This window comes from Micromonospora sp. NPDC004704, from assembly GCF_053601675.1.
Window position 1 is genome coordinate 61,723 of sequence record NZ_JBSGCD010000014.1, and the last position, 15,355, is coordinate 77,077.

Annotated in this window: 13 protein-coding genes and 1 tRNA gene; 9 read left to right on the forward strand and 5 right to left on the reverse strand. The window is 69.7% G+C overall.

The window, feature by feature from the left end:
- Window positions 1-50: 50 nt before the first annotated feature.
- Together ACWEFB_RS20485 and ACWEFB_RS20490 are read left to right on the forward strand one after the other, a co-directional pair.
- Window positions 51-1,055: a glycine betaine ABC transporter substrate-binding protein gene (locus tag ACWEFB_RS20485; RefSeq protein WP_452287514.1), complete on the forward strand. Its 1,005-nt coding sequence runs from the start codon at window positions 51-53 to the stop codon at window positions 1,053-1,055.
- A 133-nt stretch (window positions 1,056-1,188) separates the two neighbouring features.
- Window positions 1,189-3,099: a hypothetical protein gene (locus ACWEFB_RS20490; protein ID WP_452287516.1), complete on the forward strand. Its 1,911-nt coding sequence runs from the start codon at window positions 1,189-1,191 to the stop codon at window positions 3,097-3,099.
- Between the two features lie 6 nt (window positions 3,100-3,105).
- Here the strand turns inward: ACWEFB_RS20490 and ACWEFB_RS20495 are convergent, their stop codons facing one another.
- Entirely contained in the window at window positions 3,106-4,269 is a 1,164-nt protein-coding gene (locus ACWEFB_RS20495) for an NADH-quinone oxidoreductase subunit D (RefSeq protein ID WP_452287518.1), read from the reverse strand.
- Window positions 4,270-4,366: 97 nt separating this feature from the next.
- Between ACWEFB_RS20495 and ACWEFB_RS20500 the strand changes: the two genes are divergently transcribed.
- Window positions 4,367-4,885, forward strand: coding sequence for a hypothetical protein (locus ACWEFB_RS20500; protein WP_452287520.1), 519 nt, complete (start codon window positions 4,367-4,369; stop codon window positions 4,883-4,885).
- Here ACWEFB_RS20500 and ACWEFB_RS20505 read toward each other — a convergent pair.
- The 3 genes from ACWEFB_RS20505 to ACWEFB_RS20515 form a co-directional block, all read right to left on the reverse strand.
- Window positions 4,871-5,704 carry a class I SAM-dependent methyltransferase gene (locus tag ACWEFB_RS20505; protein ID WP_452287522.1) on the reverse strand — a complete coding sequence of 278 codons (834 nt, stop codon included), beginning with the start codon at window positions 5,702-5,704 and terminating at the stop codon, window positions 4,871-4,873. The genes ACWEFB_RS20500 and ACWEFB_RS20505 overlap by 15 nt on opposite strands.
- 67 nt (window positions 5,705-5,771) lie before the next feature.
- A complete protein-coding gene (locus ACWEFB_RS20510; protein WP_452287524.1) occupies window positions 5,772-6,239 on the reverse strand; it encodes a hypothetical protein in 468 nt (155 codons plus the stop codon).
- Between the two features lie 143 nt (window positions 6,240-6,382).
- Entirely contained in the window at window positions 6,383-6,949 is a 567-nt protein-coding gene (locus ACWEFB_RS20515) for a TetR family transcriptional regulator (RefSeq protein WP_452287526.1), read from the reverse strand.
- Between the two features lie 134 nt (window positions 6,950-7,083).
- Here ACWEFB_RS20515 and ACWEFB_RS20520 point away from each other — a divergent pair, with 134 nt between their 5' ends.
- Window positions 7,084-7,947, forward strand: coding sequence for an SDR family NAD(P)-dependent oxidoreductase (locus ACWEFB_RS20520; RefSeq protein ID WP_452287528.1), 864 nt, complete (start codon window positions 7,084-7,086; stop codon window positions 7,945-7,947).
- On the opposite strand, the gene ACWEFB_RS20525 is transcribed toward ACWEFB_RS20520, so the two are convergent.
- Window positions 7,944-8,309, reverse strand: coding sequence for a cupin domain-containing protein (locus ACWEFB_RS20525; protein ID WP_326561560.1), 366 nt, complete (start codon window positions 8,307-8,309; stop codon window positions 7,944-7,946). The genes ACWEFB_RS20520 and ACWEFB_RS20525 overlap by 4 nt on opposite strands.
- Before the next feature lie 449 nt (window positions 8,310-8,758).
- Between ACWEFB_RS20525 and ACWEFB_RS20530 the strand changes: the two genes are divergently transcribed.
- The 5 genes from ACWEFB_RS20530 to ACWEFB_RS20550 all read left to right on the forward strand — a co-directional run bounded on the left by ACWEFB_RS20530 (window position 8,759) and on the right by ACWEFB_RS20550 (window position 15,304).
- Window positions 8,759-9,643, forward strand: coding sequence for an efflux RND transporter periplasmic adaptor subunit (locus ACWEFB_RS20530; RefSeq protein WP_452287530.1), 885 nt, complete (start codon window positions 8,759-8,761; stop codon window positions 9,641-9,643).
- On the forward strand, window positions 9,640-10,398 hold the full coding sequence (locus ACWEFB_RS20535; RefSeq protein WP_452287532.1) for an ABC transporter ATP-binding protein: 759 nt from the start codon (window positions 9,640-9,642) through the stop codon (window positions 10,396-10,398). The genes ACWEFB_RS20530 and ACWEFB_RS20535 overlap by 4 nt, the downstream gene beginning before the upstream one ends.
- Window positions 10,395-11,717, forward strand: coding sequence for an ABC transporter permease (locus tag ACWEFB_RS20540; RefSeq protein WP_452287534.1), 1,323 nt, complete (start codon window positions 10,395-10,397; stop codon window positions 11,715-11,717). Before ACWEFB_RS20535 ends, ACWEFB_RS20540 begins: the two co-directional genes overlap by 4 nt.
- A 130-nt stretch (window positions 11,718-11,847) precedes the next feature.
- Window positions 11,848-11,920: transfer RNA gene (locus tag ACWEFB_RS20545), tRNA-Lys, on the forward strand.
- A gap of 579 nt (window positions 11,921-12,499) precedes the next feature.
- Entirely contained in the window at window positions 12,500-15,304 is a 2,805-nt protein-coding gene (locus ACWEFB_RS20550; RefSeq protein ID WP_452287536.1) for a hypothetical protein, read from the forward strand.
- The last annotated feature ends 51 nt before the right edge of the window (window positions 15,305-15,355 follow it).

A 15,355-nucleotide genomic window follows, 5' to 3' on the forward strand; every position in this document is an offset into this window, starting at 1 on the left:
GGACACGCGGCCGGCCCCCGGGCCGCGCCGGGACACGGAAGGCGGGCGTCATGCGCGCACGTACACGTCTGGCGGTGGGAGCGGTCGGCGCACTCGCGGCGGCCACGTTCCTCGCCGGATGCGGGGAGTCAGGATCATCGGGGACCGAGGCGCCACCGAGCGCGGCGGCGGGTGCCGGTTGTGCACCGGTGGCCGGCAAGAAGCTGGTGGTCCTCGACGACGACAAGAAACTGCAGGACACCGATAACATCATTCCGGCGATCAACGCCAAGGCCGCCAAGCCGGAGCTGGTAGCCGCGCTGGACAAGGTCTCCGCCGCGGTCGACACGCCGAAGCTGATCCAGCTCAACAAGGCCGTGGACGTCGACCGGAAGACCCCCAAGGTGGCGGCGGAGGAGTTCGCCTCCGCGAACAACCTCACCAGCGGGATCACCAAGGGTGCGGGTGGGCCGATCACCGTCGGGGTGGCCAACTTCAGCGAGAACCAGACCCTCGGTGAGCTCTACTCGATCGCACTGACCGCGGCCGGCTTCCAGGTCAAGGTCCAGACGATCGGCAACCGGGAACTGTACGAGCCGGCGCTGGAGAAGGGTGAGATCCAGGTGGTGCCGGAGTACGCCGCCACCCTGGCCACCTTCCTCAACGGCAAGATCAACCAGGGCAGCACCACCCCGGTCGCCTCCTCCGACCTGAACCAGACGGTCACCAACCTGAAGGGCCTCGGGGAAAAGGTCGGCCTGACCTTCGGCACCGCCTCCACCGCCCAGGACCAGAACGCCTTCGCGGTCACCCAGGCCTTCGCCGACCAGCACGGGCTCAAGACCCTGTCCGACCTGGCCGCCAAGTGCTCCGGTACGGCCACCATCCTCGGTGGGCCGCCGGAGTGCCCGCAGCGGCCGAAGTGCCAGGCCGGGCTGGTCGAGGTCTACAACTTCAAGGCCGGTTCGTTCAGTTCGCTGGACGCCGGTGGTCCGCAGACCAAGTCCGCGCTGACCAGTGGTGCGATCAGCGTGGGTCTGGTGCTCTCCTCCGACGGTGAACTCGCCGTCGGTTGACCTACCCGTACACCGCCCGTGGGGGTCGGCGCCGCTGGTCGCGGCGACGGCCCTCGCGTCGCGTACGGGCGGTGTGCGGTGACGGTGGACGCCCCCTCCCCGGATTCGGCAACTGTGGGTAGGCTCCAGTGCCATGCCCGCCGGGGATGACACCGAGCAGCCGTACCGCCGGCAACTGCTGACCGTGCTGTTCTGGGTCGGTGTCGGGTTGGCCCCGCTAGCTGCACTGATGCTCCTGTTCGGGCAGAGCAACGGGCCGCTGCGGATCGCCGCCGTGCTGGCCGTACTCGCGGTTGTCCTGATTGGACTGTCGATCACGCTCCGTGGTGACATGCAAACCGTACGTTCGGAGCTGGAGGAGACCCTCCTCGAAGAGATCGAGGAACTTCGCGGCGTACTGCGCCAGGACATCGGCACCGCCAACCGAGCCACCCACCAGTCCGTGGGTGAGCAGTTGCAGGTGGTGCAGCAGAACGTGGAGGCACTGCGCCGTCAGCTCGACGCGCGGGCGGATGCCGTACCCGGTCGGGCCGGTGTGCCGGTGGCCGGAGCCGTCCGGTCGGGCTCGGCCCCGGCGGCGGCCGGACCTGCGGTTGAGCCGGAGCGACGTGAGCCGGCCCGCGAGGGCGTGTACGGCGCACCGTCCCGCCCCGCCGTCGAACGTGCCGCTCCGACGCCGCCCCGCCCGGAGCGGGATGGACGCGCCGGTCCCGCAGGACGTGAACAGGACTTCGACCCGGGCGACTTCGGCCGGGCCGACCCCCGGAGGGCCGAGGGCGCGAGCCAGTACGGCAACCCCCAGCGCGGCCCCGCCCAGTACGGCGGCAGCCAGTACGGCCCCGGCCAGCAGTACGGCGGCGGCCAGTATCCGGCCGGGGAGCCCGAACCCGGCTACGGCGGGGACCGGGGCGGAGGTCGGGGCGCGTCGGCACCCGCCGGTGGCGCCGGCCCCGCGCATCGGCCGCACCTGGCCGGTGGGGTGGTCCGGCACACCGAGACGGTGAAGGTCACCACCCGACAGACCATCGTCGGCCCGCCCGGTGACGATGGCGGGGCCGGCTCCGTCTACGGCGGCACCGGTTACGACTCCGGGTCGGCGTACCCGTCGGGTGCCGGTTACCCGCCCGGCAACGCCTACGGGGGCCGGGGAGACGACCGTGAGGACGACTGGTCCGAGCAACCGGCGCGTGGCCGGCGCAGGGCCGGTCCGGACGAGGATTCCTGGTCCGACCAGTGGCCCCGGGACCGTGGCGACGGCGGGGCGCGGCGTGCCGGCCGGTACGACCGGGACGAGCCGGACGACCCCGGGTACGAGGGCGACCCGCACTGGTCGGGCGGGGCCGGCGACCGTTGGGCTTCGGTACGCCGGGACGAGCGCGGCAGCGAGCTGCGGATGGGCGAGCGGCGGGCGGCGGTGCGTGCCGACGACTCGGGCACCGAGATGCGGGTGGAGGACCGCTGGGCGAGCATGCGGCGGGACGAGCCCCGACGGGCGGACGCCCGGCGTGACGAGCCCCAGCGCGAGGAGGCGTGGCGCGCTCGGTCCGGCAGGGAGGATTCCTGGCGCGGCGAGCAGCAGCGGGCCGAGTCGTGGCGTGACGAGCCGGGCGGACGCCGGGCGGGCGACGACCGTTCACCCGGCGGGAGCGGCGGCCGGACGGGCGACGACCGGGCATCGGGTGGTCGCCGCAGGGCCGACGAGTGGTCCGGTTCCGGTTCACGCGGCGATGCGGGCGGCGCCCCGTGGCCCGGCTCGACCGGCGCCGGCTCAGGCGACGCGTACCGGCCCGGATCGGGGGGCTCCGGTGACGCGCACTGGCCGGGTGCGGATGCGGGGGCGTGGTCGGGCGGTGGCCAGGATCGGTGGGGCGGTGCGCCGGCGCTGCCGGCTGGGAATGTGGACCCGTCGTCCTCGCGGCGTGGAGGTTGGGACTCGGCGGCGCGCGAGCCGGCCGGGCCGGGCCGCCGCCGCGCCGAGGAGCCGGCGTACGGCTATCCGCCCGACGACGACGTTCCCCGTGCCGGCGGAACCCGCCGCCGCTGAGCGGCACTACTTGTCGATGTCGCCGACCACGAAGAACATCGAACCGAGTACGGCGATCAGGTCCGGTACCAGGCAGCCGGGGAGCAGGGTGGCCAGCGCCTGCACGTTCGCGTACGACGCGGTGCGCAGCTTCATCCGCCACGGGGTCTTCTCGCCCTTGGACACCAGGTAGTAGCCGTTGATGCCGAGCGGGTTCTCGGTCCAGGCGTAGGTGTGCCCCTCGGGGGCCTTCACCACCTTGGGGAGCCGGACGTTGACCGGCCCGGTGAGCCGGTCGACCTGGTCCAGGCACTGTTCGGCGAGGTCGAGTGAGACGTACACCTGGTCGAGGAGGACCTCGAACCGGGCGTGACAGTCCCCGGTGGTCCGGGTGACGACGGGCACGTCGAGCGAGCCGTACGCCAGGTAGGGCTCGTCCCGGCGCAGGTCCAGGTCGAGTCCGGAGGCGCGGGCGACCGGACCGGAGGCACCGAACGCGGCCGCGTCGGCGGCGGAGAGCACGCCGACCCCGACGGTACGAGCCAGGAAGATCTCGTTGCGCCGGATCAGGTTGTCCAGGTCCGGCATCCGGCGGCGTACCTCGCCGATCGCGGCGCGGGCCCGACCGGTCCACCCGGCCGGTACCTCCTCCTTCAGGCCGCCGACCCGGTTGAACATGTAGTGGATCCGGCCGCCGGAGGCCTCCTCCATCACCGCCTGGAGCGTTTCGCGCTCGCGGAACGCGTAGAACATCGGCGTGATCGCGCCGATCTCCAGCGGGTACGAGCCGAGGAACATCAGGTGGTTGAGCACCCGGTTCAGCTCGGCCAGGGCGGTACGCAGCCAGATCGCCCGCTCCGGCACCTCGATGCCCATCAGCCGTTCGACCGCCAGCACCACACCCAGCTCGTTGGCGAAGGCCGAGAGCCAGTCGTGCCGGTTGGCCAGCACGATGATCTGCCGGTAGTCGCGTACCTCGAACAGCTTCTCCGCGCCACGGTGCATGTAACCGACGATCGGTTCGCAGGCGACCACGCGCTCGCCGTCGAGCACCAGCTTGAGCCGGAGTACGCCGTGCGTCGACGGGTGTTGCGGCCCGATGTTGAGCACCATGTCGGCGGTGTCGAGCCCCGCCCCGGTGCCGACGGTCAGCTCCCGCAAGGCGCCGGTGTCGGTGGTCATACCCGTCATCGTGGCACGCCCCACCCCCGCGACGGGACTGGCCCGCCCGTTCCGATTGGTGACAGGTGGTGCACTATTGCACCGGGCGAGTGGTAGGAGGTGGGCGGTGACAACCCATACGTTCACGGTTGTGCTCGATCGCGAGCCGGCCGAGGAGGAGTTCGACTCGCTCTTCGCCGCTGGGCTCGATGACGCGGCGTTCGGGCGGGAGCATGGCTTCCCCGTCGCGGAGTTCGACCGGGAGGCGCCCACCCTGGCGGACGCCATCGCGTCGGCGGTTCGTGCGATCGACTCCGTCGGCCTGGTGGCGCTGCGTGTACTGGACCAGGATCTTCTGACGCTCGCTGACATCGCGGATCGGATCGGTCAGAGTCGGGAGTCGGTACGTCGATACGCCACAGGCGACCGCGGGCCCGGTAACTTCCCGCCTCCGGTGGATCCTGTTCGGGAGGGAACGGTGTTCTACCGGTGGAGCGAGGTGGCGCCCTGGCTCAATCTGAAGCTCGGTCTTGACGTACCGGAGACGGACTTTGCCCTCGTGGTGGCGAACCTGGTGCTCCAGGCGCGTCAACACCGGGGGCGGGTCGCGCACATGGCCGCGCTGTCGGATTTACTTGCCGCGTAGGCCGGTCAGCTCGGTTGCCTGGTGCTGGACCTTGGTGCCGAGCAGCATCGCGACCCGGATGTGCTCGGTGAAAGGGTCGTCGGGGGGCAGGGCGTTGCGGATCTGTTCGGCGAACCGGGGGCGCTGGTCCGGCGGGGGTAGCCGGTCGACCGGCAGGGCCGAGTAGACGCCGCCGACGAGGTGTTCCAGGTCCAGGTCGGCGGCGTACTCGACGTGCTGTTCGCGTATGTCGAAGCCGGACACGGTCAGCGCTTCGCGGTAGCGGAGCTGGCTGTCGGCGTCGGTGCCGCAGGCGTAGCCGAGATCCTTGTCCAGCCACGCCTCCAGCCAGCGGCGCAGGGCCCGGGACCAGTCGGTGTCCTGGAGCCACAGTGGAGTTCCGTTGGTCACCACGGCTACACCGCCGCCGGTGCGCAGCAGCGGGAACAGGGCGGGGAACAGGTCGTCGGGCCGCATCCAGTGCAGCGCCTGGCCGATGGTCACCGCGCCCAGGGTGCCCATGCCGAGCAGGGCGCCGAGTGCGGGCAGGTCGGCGTCGGTTCCGATCATCCAGGTCGCGTTGCCGACGCCCCGCTCGGCGGCGGCGGATCGGGCTCGGGTCAGCATGTCCGGTTCGGGGTCGACGCCGACGACGGCGCGTACCCGGTGGGCGATCGGGGTGGCGAGCTGTCCGGTGCCGCAGCCGAGGTCGACCACAGTATCGTCGCGGGTCAGCGCGAAGGCCGCCACCAGGGCGTCGATGACCGCCGCCGGGTAGCCGCGACGGTACCGGTGGTAGTAGTCGACAACATCGCCGCGAAATCCCAGCTCCTGCGCCATCGCCACAGCCTGGCAGCCGGGTCGGGGATCGGGACAGCGATTCTGCTCAGGGCAGCCGGGGCGGTACTCATCGCAGCGCGGCCAGGACGAGCGAGGCCGCGATCAGGATGTCGAACGGGACGCAGAAGTCGACGAACCAGCGCGGCACCACCCGGCCGTCCCGGTGGGCGTAGTCCCAGGCCGCGTGGGCGAGGTAGCCGGCGGCCACCACGTACTGCCCGATGGTGGCGTGGACGACCAGGGCGACCAGCGCGATCACCGCGAACAGCAGCAGCCCGGCGCTCTGGCGGGTGAGTATCTCGCGGGTCGTGCTGCGCCGGCGGGCGACGCCGAGCACCAGGTAGCAGAGCGCGAGCAGGGGCAGCAGCCAGGTCAGGAAGCCGGCGGGTTCGAACCGGCCGAGGTCGAGGAGATTGAGTACGCCGAGCACGATGCCGAGGTGCACGGCGGGCCGCCGCAGTGCGGCCATCAGTCCCATGGGTACGTGATCCCGCCGGTCCTGCCGGGCGGTCAGCTCGATTCCGTCGTCCGTCATGCCTTCGAGGCTGCCGGTCGGGGCGCGCAGGTCCCACCCGTGGACTGTCACCGGTTCCCCGTGCGGATCGCCCGGTCCGACCGTGCGTACGCCCGTACCCGTGGATGGTCGACGGTGACCGGCGGCGGACCGGTCGGTGTGGTCTACGGTGCCAGCAGGGCGGCGACCGCGTCGGTGACGATCTTGCGGCGGTGGCTTCGCGAGTGCGTGTCGAGCAGGGTGGCGAACTCGGGTGTGACGGCGGTCCAGAGGGCGGCCTGGTGGACCACGAGGGCGAGCAGGTCGACCGCGGTGTAGCGGGTGGTGAGCTGGCCGGCCCGCTGTGCCCGCTCGATCTCGTCGATCTTGTGCTGGTTGCTGGTCATGATCGACTCAAGGGGTGCCTGCGAGCCGGCCCGTTCCAACCGGTACCAGGTGGCCAGGCGGGTGACCTCGGGGTGGGCCTCGTAGCCGTCGAAGAGTCGGCCGGCGTAGCCGGGCAGGTCGGTGACGTCGATCGGCACCTCGCGGACGGTGTTGGCGACCAGGGCGTTGAAGACCGCGTCGAACAGCCCGTCCTTGTTGCCGAAGTAGTGGTAGATCTGCGCCTTGTTCGACCGGGCCTCGGCCGCGATCCGGTCCACCCGCGCACCGGCGATGCCGTACGCGGCGAACTCCTTCGTCGCCGCGTCGAGCAGGCGCTGTCTGGTTGCCTGCGCGTCCCCCACCATGGGCCGTAGCTTAGCTCACTAACCATCTAGTTGACGCTCCGGTCGGCCCGTGCTTCACTTCAACTAACCAGTCAGTTGGCAGATCGCCCAGGGGCGCTCTGTCGGTCAAAGAACATCACGAAAGGCACCACACCATGTCAAAAGTCTTTTTGGTCACCGGTAGTGCACGCGGCCTCGGCCGGCACATCGCGGAGGCCGTACTCGGTGCCGGGCACCAACTGGTAGCCACCGCCCGTACGCCGGACCAACTCGCCGACCTGGTCGACCGGTACGGCGACCGGATCCGCCCGGTGGCGCTCGACGTCACCGACGTCGCCGGAGCCGAGGCCGCCGTACGGACCGCCGTCGACGCGTTCGGCCGGCTCGACGTCGTGGTGAACAACGCCGGTTACGCCAACCTCGCCTCGACCGAGGACATCACCGCCGAGGACTTCCGCGCCCAGGTCGACACGAACCTGTTCGGCGTGGTCAACGTGTCCCGGGCGGCGCTGCCCGTACTGCGGGCGCAGGGGTCCGGGCACATCATCCAGGTGTCCTCGCTCGGCGGCCGGATGGCAACCGCCGGGCTGTCCGCGTACCAGGCATCGAAGTGGGCGGTGGGCGGATTCTCCGAGGTCCTCGCCCAGGAGGTCGCCCCGCTCGGCATCAGGGTCACGGTGCTGGAGCCGGGCGGCATGCGTACGGACTGGGCCGGCTCGTCGATGGCGATCCCGCCGATCAGCGAGTCCTACCGGCAGACCGTCGGGGTCGTCGCGAAGATGCTGCGCAGCGGCACCGGCAACGCCGCCGGTGATCCGGCGAAGGTCGCCCAGGTGGTGCTCACCGTCGCCGACCTCGACCAGCCCCCGGTACGGCTGCTGCTCGGCACCGACGCGGTCAACTACGCCGCCCAGGCCGGACGGACCCGCGCTGAGACCGACGCGCGGTGGCGCACGCTCAGCGTCTCGACCGACCACGACGACGTCACCGCCGCCGAACTCGACCCGCTCAACAGTTAGCCGTCGACGGCGTATCCGGGGACCGAGGGCCACCGTACGGTCAGCACCACCGACTCCTGTTCGGCGTACCAGGAGTGGTCCACGCCCCGACCCCACACCACGTAGTCGCCCTGCTTCGACAGCAGCACGCTGCGCCCCGGCAGTTCCACCCGGAAACGCCCACTGATCAGCATGAGCAGGGCGGTACGCCGTTCCCCGGTGACCCACTCCGCCCGCTCGTCACCGGGCGGGTGCACACCCCACTTGATCTCGACGTCCGTGCTGTGCCGTACGTCGTCGACCGGCTTGAAGTGGCCGAGCAACCAGCCCCGGTCACCCGCCGCGTCCGGGCCGGCGTTGCCGACGTACACATCCTCGATCATGGTCCGGGAAGCTAACACGGCGGTTCCGGCGGGTGAGGTTCTGGTCGGTTCGGGAATGGCGGCGGTGGTGGTGCAATACCTGCCCGGGGCCGGTCCGTTGCCGGCCGTGCTGTGCACCGTTACCGCCGGTGCAATCGTCCTGCGAATGCGTTCGAGAGTCGTGTATTTCCTATGAAGACCGGGCTCGCCGGGCCTCGGGAAACCATCTTCGACGGTAGTCTTTGCCAGGTTTCGATGGCCGTCGAGATAGTCGCGTGTCAGCCGCAACGGACCGCCATCGCCATGCGTCTTTCAGATGTACGCCTGAAGCAATCGAGTTAGGGGAACCGGTGCGAAGGCAATTGCTACTCCGTTCGTGCGTCCTCGCCCTGGTGGTGGGCGCCGCTGCCGGGTGCAGCGAATCGGGCGCGGCGACGGAAACCCCGGGGCTCGAATCCAGGGGCACGACGATGACCACCGTGCAGCCCACCCGGCAGGACCTGGCCAACAAGGTCAGCCTCACCGGCAAGGTCACCATCAATCCGGTGTTCGGGCTGGTGGCGCCGGTCAAGGGGCAGGTTCGCTACCTGGACGTGAAGACGCCGACGAGCACCCCGACCAAACCCACCAGGGTGGCCAGCGTCTGGGTGTCCGGTAAGGCGACCCGGATCGAGGTGCCGGCCGGCGCGGTGTTCGCCGGTCGCCTGGTGGACGACCGTTCCAACGTGACCGTCGGCATGCCGATCGTCTCGGCGAAGATGATCGGCTACGGGCTGGTCGCCGACCTGGACGGGGCCCAGGCGTACCAGATCGCCGAGGGGCTCGCGACCGTCCAGGCCCAGATCAAAAACGGCCCGGGTCCGTTCCCGTGCAAGGTGCTCGGCACCATCGCGGCCCTGCCCGCCGGGACCATTCCGGATCCGCCGGCCGCACCGCCCGTGGCGCCGGTGCCGGGTGCGTCGGTCGCACCGCCGATCTCGGTACGCCCGGACGAGCAGGGAAAGACCGAGCCGTCGGAGCCGACCGGGCTGCGGGTGGTCTGCACCGCCCCGGCCGACGTGAAGCTGATCAACGGGGCGACCGCCACCCTCGAAGTGGTGACGCAGCGGGCCGCCGACGTACTGACGTTGCCGGTCGAGGCGGTTGCCGGGGTGCAGGGCAAGGGCAAGGTGGACGTGGTCGGCCCGGACGGCGTACGCCAGACCACGGATGTGGTGCTGGGGCTCAGCGACGGCAAGGTCGTGGAGATCAAGTCCGGCCTGACCGGTACGGAGACGGTTGCCGTACCCGGTCCGAACCTGCCTGCGGCGAAGCCCGGCGAGGGTGACCCGAACGCGCCGATGGGTGGAAAATGACGGCGCTGCTGGAACTCAACGGCATCACCAAGACCCTCAAGGGACAGCAGGCCCCGCGTACGATCCTCGCCGGTGCCGACCTGACCGTCGACCGTGGCGAGAGCGTGGCGATCCTCGGCCGTTCCGGTTCCGGAAAAAGCACCCTGCTGAGCCTGATCGGCCTGTTCGACCGGCCGGACGGCGGTCAGTACCTGCTCGGCGGCCGGGACATCACCAAGCTGTCCGAGCGTAGGGCGGCGGCGCTGCGCAGCGCCGAGTTCGGCTTCGTGTTCCAGCGGTTCTTCCTGCTCAAACACCTCACCGCGGCGCAGAACGTGGCGATGGCCCTGGTCAACGGCCAGGGCTGGATGTCCCGCCGCAAGCGCAAGGTCAGGACGATGGCGGCACTCGACCAGGTCGGCATCGCCCACCTGGCCAAGCACAAGCCGGCCCGGCTCTCCGGTGGCGAGCAGCAGCGGGTCGCGGTCGCCCGAGCGCTCGTACGCGAACCCCGGCTGCTCCTCGCCGACGAACCGACCGGTGCGCTCGACACCGAGACCGGCAACCTCGTGATCGAGGTGATGCGTGCCGCCACCGACCGGGGCTGCGGGCTGATCCTGGTCACCCACGACTGGGACCACGCCAACAAGATGCAGCGGGTGCTGCGGCTGAGCGACGGTCTGCTCGAACCGGCCACCGACACCAGACCGGTCGCGGAGACCGTCCCGGCAGCCCAGCCCGTCCCGGCGGCCGACGCCACGGGGGTGTACCGGTGATCCGGCTGTCCGGGCGGTTCCGTTCCGCGCTGATCATCGGTGGTCAGGGCATCCGGGCCCGCAAGACGCGCACCCTGCTCTCGATGGTCAGCCTGTTCCTGGGCGTACTCGCCGTCGTGGTCGTCCAGGTGGGCGCCGAGACCGCCAAGAGCGCCCGGTTGGCCGACCTCGAACTGCACGCCGGCAAGGACGGCACCCGGCAGATCTACCTCCAGGGCACCCCGGACTCGATCCGGATCAGCCAGGAGACGCTGAAGGGACGCCCGGACGCTATCGCGGTCACCAACCTCCAGGCGATCATCGGCGAACCGAACGTGACGCCGATCAATCCCGGTGGGGCCCCGTTCGACCAGCCCGGCGGCTACGGCATGGGCTACAGCACGACCTGCGACCAGAGCGGCAACTGCTACTCGGTGCCGATGAACGGCCAGGACTCGGCCACCCAGGTGCCCGGCGCGGCGATCGAGATGAGCCTGAACGCGCTCACCGGTGACATCCGGCAGTTCCGGCCGTTCCGGTCGGTCGCCGGTAACTGGCTGGACTTCTCCACCGAGCCGTCGTTGTCCCCCGGGCTCGTGGTCAATCTCGAAGCGGCCAAGGGCTTCAGCCGCAACCGGGTGCCGGCGGAGATGCGGATCAACGGGGCGACCGCCAACCCGACGCCCCGGATCCTCGGGGTGGTCGACGACGGCAACTCGCAGCCGGTCGCGTACGGCAGGGCCGACGAGCTGGGTTACTGGCTGCCGGCGCCGACCGGCAACATGAACTACGGCCCCGGTTTACAGATCATGATGGCGCCCACGGCGCTCGACGTGGAACAGCTGCTGCGGGTTCGGCTCGTTGCCAGCGGCGTCCCCGCCGACCAGGTGCACGCCGAGACGATCCAGGCCCGCAAGGAGATTGCGAAGGAACTGGCGCTGATGCGCTGGATCTTCCTCGGCATGGCCAGCCTGGTCCTTCTCATCGGCGTCGCGGGCATCCTGAACGTCGGCCTCGCCACGGTCGGCGAACGGGTCGAGGAGTTTGCCCTCAGGCGGGCGGTCGGCACCCCACGGTCGTTGCTGGCCGGCATCGTGTTGGCGGAAACCCTGCTGACCGGGTTGTTCACCGCGGCTGCCGCGATCGGGTTGTCGGCCGCCGCCCTGACCGCGATCAGCACCCTCTTCGGTGACCGGGAGCAGTTCCTGGCCGATCTCGTCTTTCCCTGGCAGGCAGGGGTGGCGGGGGTCGTGGCCGGCCTGGTCGCCGGGGTGCTCGGCGGTCTGATCCCGGCGATCCGGGCCGCCCGGATCCCAATCGCCACCGTGATGCGCGCCTGAGCAGAGCTGCTGTCGCCTCCAGGCCCGCCGGCCAGCACGTCGGCGGGCCCGAGCGTCGGATATCCGTACGCCGTGCCCCGGTGGCCAGCCGGGCGCGACGGGTACGTGATCCGGTAGTCTTGGCCCTCGCGGGCTGCTAGCTCAATTGGCAGAGCAGCGGACTTTTAATCCGCGGGTTCTGGGTTCGAGTCCCAGGCGGCCCACCGCTGTAACACCAGGCCAGGTGACCTGTACGACGGATGCGACCAAGATCCGAGCGATCTCCGGTTGCAGTCCTGGTTGCAAAACCTGCTTCTGCTCGGCAGTGGTCGGGCGATAACGCTGAGTGTTCCGCTTTGCCGTCAGAAGAACGGGGACGGGGCGAAATGGGTGGCCGGCTCAGGCCCCACCGCGCTGCCTCCTTATTCGGGACTCGGGCATGACGCTCAGTGAGGACGTCAATCTGTAGGTGTCCGATCGTTGTCAGGTAGAGGTACATCCACAAGGGGCACCGGTATCCGGAGATAACAGCAGTAATTGGCAATTGGGATGGTTGAGGAGGCTGGGTGACGGCCTCGTCGTATCTGTGTGGATCTTGCCCCTGGGCAGCGGGAAATCGGATGCCTGAGGCGTGACAGGGCCGGATATGCTCCCGCCATCGATGGCATGCACGCCATCACCAACGGGGAGGTGGATTGCGCGTGCTCGCGCGAAGATTCCTGGCCGCATCACTCGGCGTCATAGTCGGAACGGGTTTACTCAGCGTCACAGCCGCACCGGCACAGGCTTACGAATCCCGCATCGTGAACAAGTCCGGCTGGGCGTACACGGACTCGCGGTTGCCGAATGAGTCGTTTGTCAACCCGCAGGGGGACGCGCCGATCGGGGCTTGGACGGGTACGGACGGCAAGAAGCACAAGTCCCGGTCCTATTTCAGCTTCGACGTCGCGCGTTTCGACGCAACCGTCATCCACCAGGCCGACCTGGTGATCCAGGAGCGGTCGGCGGCCGACTGCGCGACCGCCCAGCCGGTCGAGCTGTGGCGCACCGACCCGATCACGGCGACCACGAGCTGGGAGTCGAAGCCACGGCGGCGAGAGCTGATCGGCACCGTCCAGGCCGGCGGCGAGGCCACCTGCCCCGGCTATCTGGTGTGGGACATCAAGCCCGCACTTCAGCGGTTGGCGGACCGGGGCGAGCAGGTCCTCACCGTCGAGATCCGGGTGCCGCACGGCTACGAGGGTGAGCTCTCCCACGGCCGCAAGCTCCGCCCGTTCCCCACGATTAACACTCGGTACAACCACGCACCGACGGTGACGCGGATCGGCCTCGAATTCCCCTCGTGGGGGTGCGGCACAAAGGCGAACCCGCAGCCGGTCGGTGCACGCAACCACACGCTGATGGTCGAGGGCGCGGACGCCGACCCCTACGACTACAACTTCAACGGGCAGTTCGCCGCGTGGCCGGTCGGCCATGAGGATCAGCGTTCGGAGCAGTTCGGGCAGAGCTACGGTGGCACCCTTTCCAAGGGCACCTGGAACATGGCGCAATACCCGCACGGCACGGTGGTGGCCTGGACCGCCCGGGCGTACGACGGCTACGACTACTCGAAGTGGGCCAAGCCCTGCTACGTGAAGGTGGATGGGCAGGCCCCGGCCGCACCCGTCATCACCTCGGCCACGTACCCGAACGACGGTCAGCAGCACGGCGGCTCGGGGGTGCCGGGAACGTTCACGTTCACGGCGAACGGATCGCCGGACGTGGTCGGCTACTACTGGGGACGGTTCGGGGACGCGTACAACTACGTTGCCGCGCCGTCGCCGGGCGCACCGGTCACGATCGAATACACGCCGACCTCATTCTCCGAGGCTCTGAGCGTGCGTACCGTCGACAGTGCCTCGAACTCCTCACCGACGACCCGGTACGAGTTCTACGTACGCTCCACCGCGCCTTCGGTACGGGTGACGGTGGGTGGTGTCGGGCTCCCGAGTCAGCTCGCCATCTCGACCAATATGGCGGGCGTTACCGAGTTCGGCTACCGGATCGGCGACGCCGCCGAGATCAGGGTCGCGGCCGGCGCCGGCGGCACCGCGACCGTCCCGGTGGTGTTCGGTCAGACCGGTTCGGTCAACCTCCAGGTGCGAAGCTACGTCGGCACGCAGTTCGTCGGGGCGTACACGGAGAACGTGTGGGTCACCGACACCCCGTTCGTGGAGTCGACCGACTTCGCCTTCCCGGACGCCGACGGCGTGGTCGACCGCCCGGGCAGCTTCACCCTCCGGCCGGGCCGGGCAGGAGTGGTGGCGTACGAGTACGCGTTCCGCTACGACGATCCGCAGCGTATCGAGGCGGGGGCCGACGGCAGCGCGGTGCTGGAGTGGACGCCGACGGAGCCGGACTGGTACACGCTGTACGTACGCAGCATCGGCGCGGACGGCACCTACTCCACGTCGGCGCAGTACCAGTTCAACGTCATCGACGCGAAGCCGACGGTCTACTCCAGCACCTACTACGAGTTCGGTTCGTGGGGTGGCGTGGGTATCCCCGGCGAGTTCAACTTCGACACCGCCATGCCGGATGTCGATGTCTACCTCTATCAGCTCAACGGCGGGCCGGAGCAGGTCGCCGACCCGGAGTACAGCTCCGCCCTGGTGACGTTGGCACCCGACCGTTCCGGCAGCAACACGTTGACGGTGCGTACGCGGTTCCTGGATGGATCATTTTCGCCGGTAAGGACCTACACGTTCGGGGTCAGTGACGCTCCGGTGGTCGTCTCCACCGATTACCCGGAGAACGATCCGGCGGGCCAGCCCGGTCAGGTGGGGCGGTTCACCCTGAATCCCGGCCGCTCCGACGTGGTCGAGTACCGCTACACCCTGGAGTACAGCAGCGAGGAGCAGGTTGTCGCTGCGGGAACGGACGGGAAGGCGACGATCGAGCTGACTCCGACGCATCCCGGAAGCACCATGCTGTCGGTCACCAGCCGCACCGCCGACGGGTCGGTCAGCGCGGAGCGGCGTTACAACTTCTACGTACGCGACCCGCAGGTGCGGGTGTCGAGCGCCTTCGACGAGTACACCCCGCGCGGTGGCATCGGTACGTCCGGCCGGTTCGAGGTCCGTACCGAGATCAGCGAGGCGACCACCTTCGAATACCAGCTCAACGGTGGGGCGTGGCAGAGCGTGCCGAAGACGCCGAACTCGCAGGTGACCGACATCTGGGTGACCATGGATCGCAACGGCGAGAACGTCTTCTCGGTGCGGGGTCGAACCGGAGCGGGCGCTTACACGCCGCAGACCGATTACGCCTTCCTGGTCGGCACGGCGCCGTTGGTGTCGTCGAGCACCTACCCGTACGGCGACTGGGCCGGTGGCGTTGGCGTCGCCGGTGAGTTCACCCTCACCCAGGGCAGTCCGGGTGTTGTGGAGTTCGAGTACGGCTTCGACGGCGGCGAGCCGGCCATGGTGGCGGCGAGCACGACCGGCACGGCCACCGTGAGCTACGTGCCGAGTTCGCCGGGGCCGCACACGATGACGGTGCGCGGACGCACCGCCGACGGGGTGTGGACCGACCCGACGAGCCACTACATCCTGGTCAACTACTCCTGACCCCTGGTTGCCGCAGCGGGCTCGTCCGTACCGGGACGGGCCCGCCGCGGC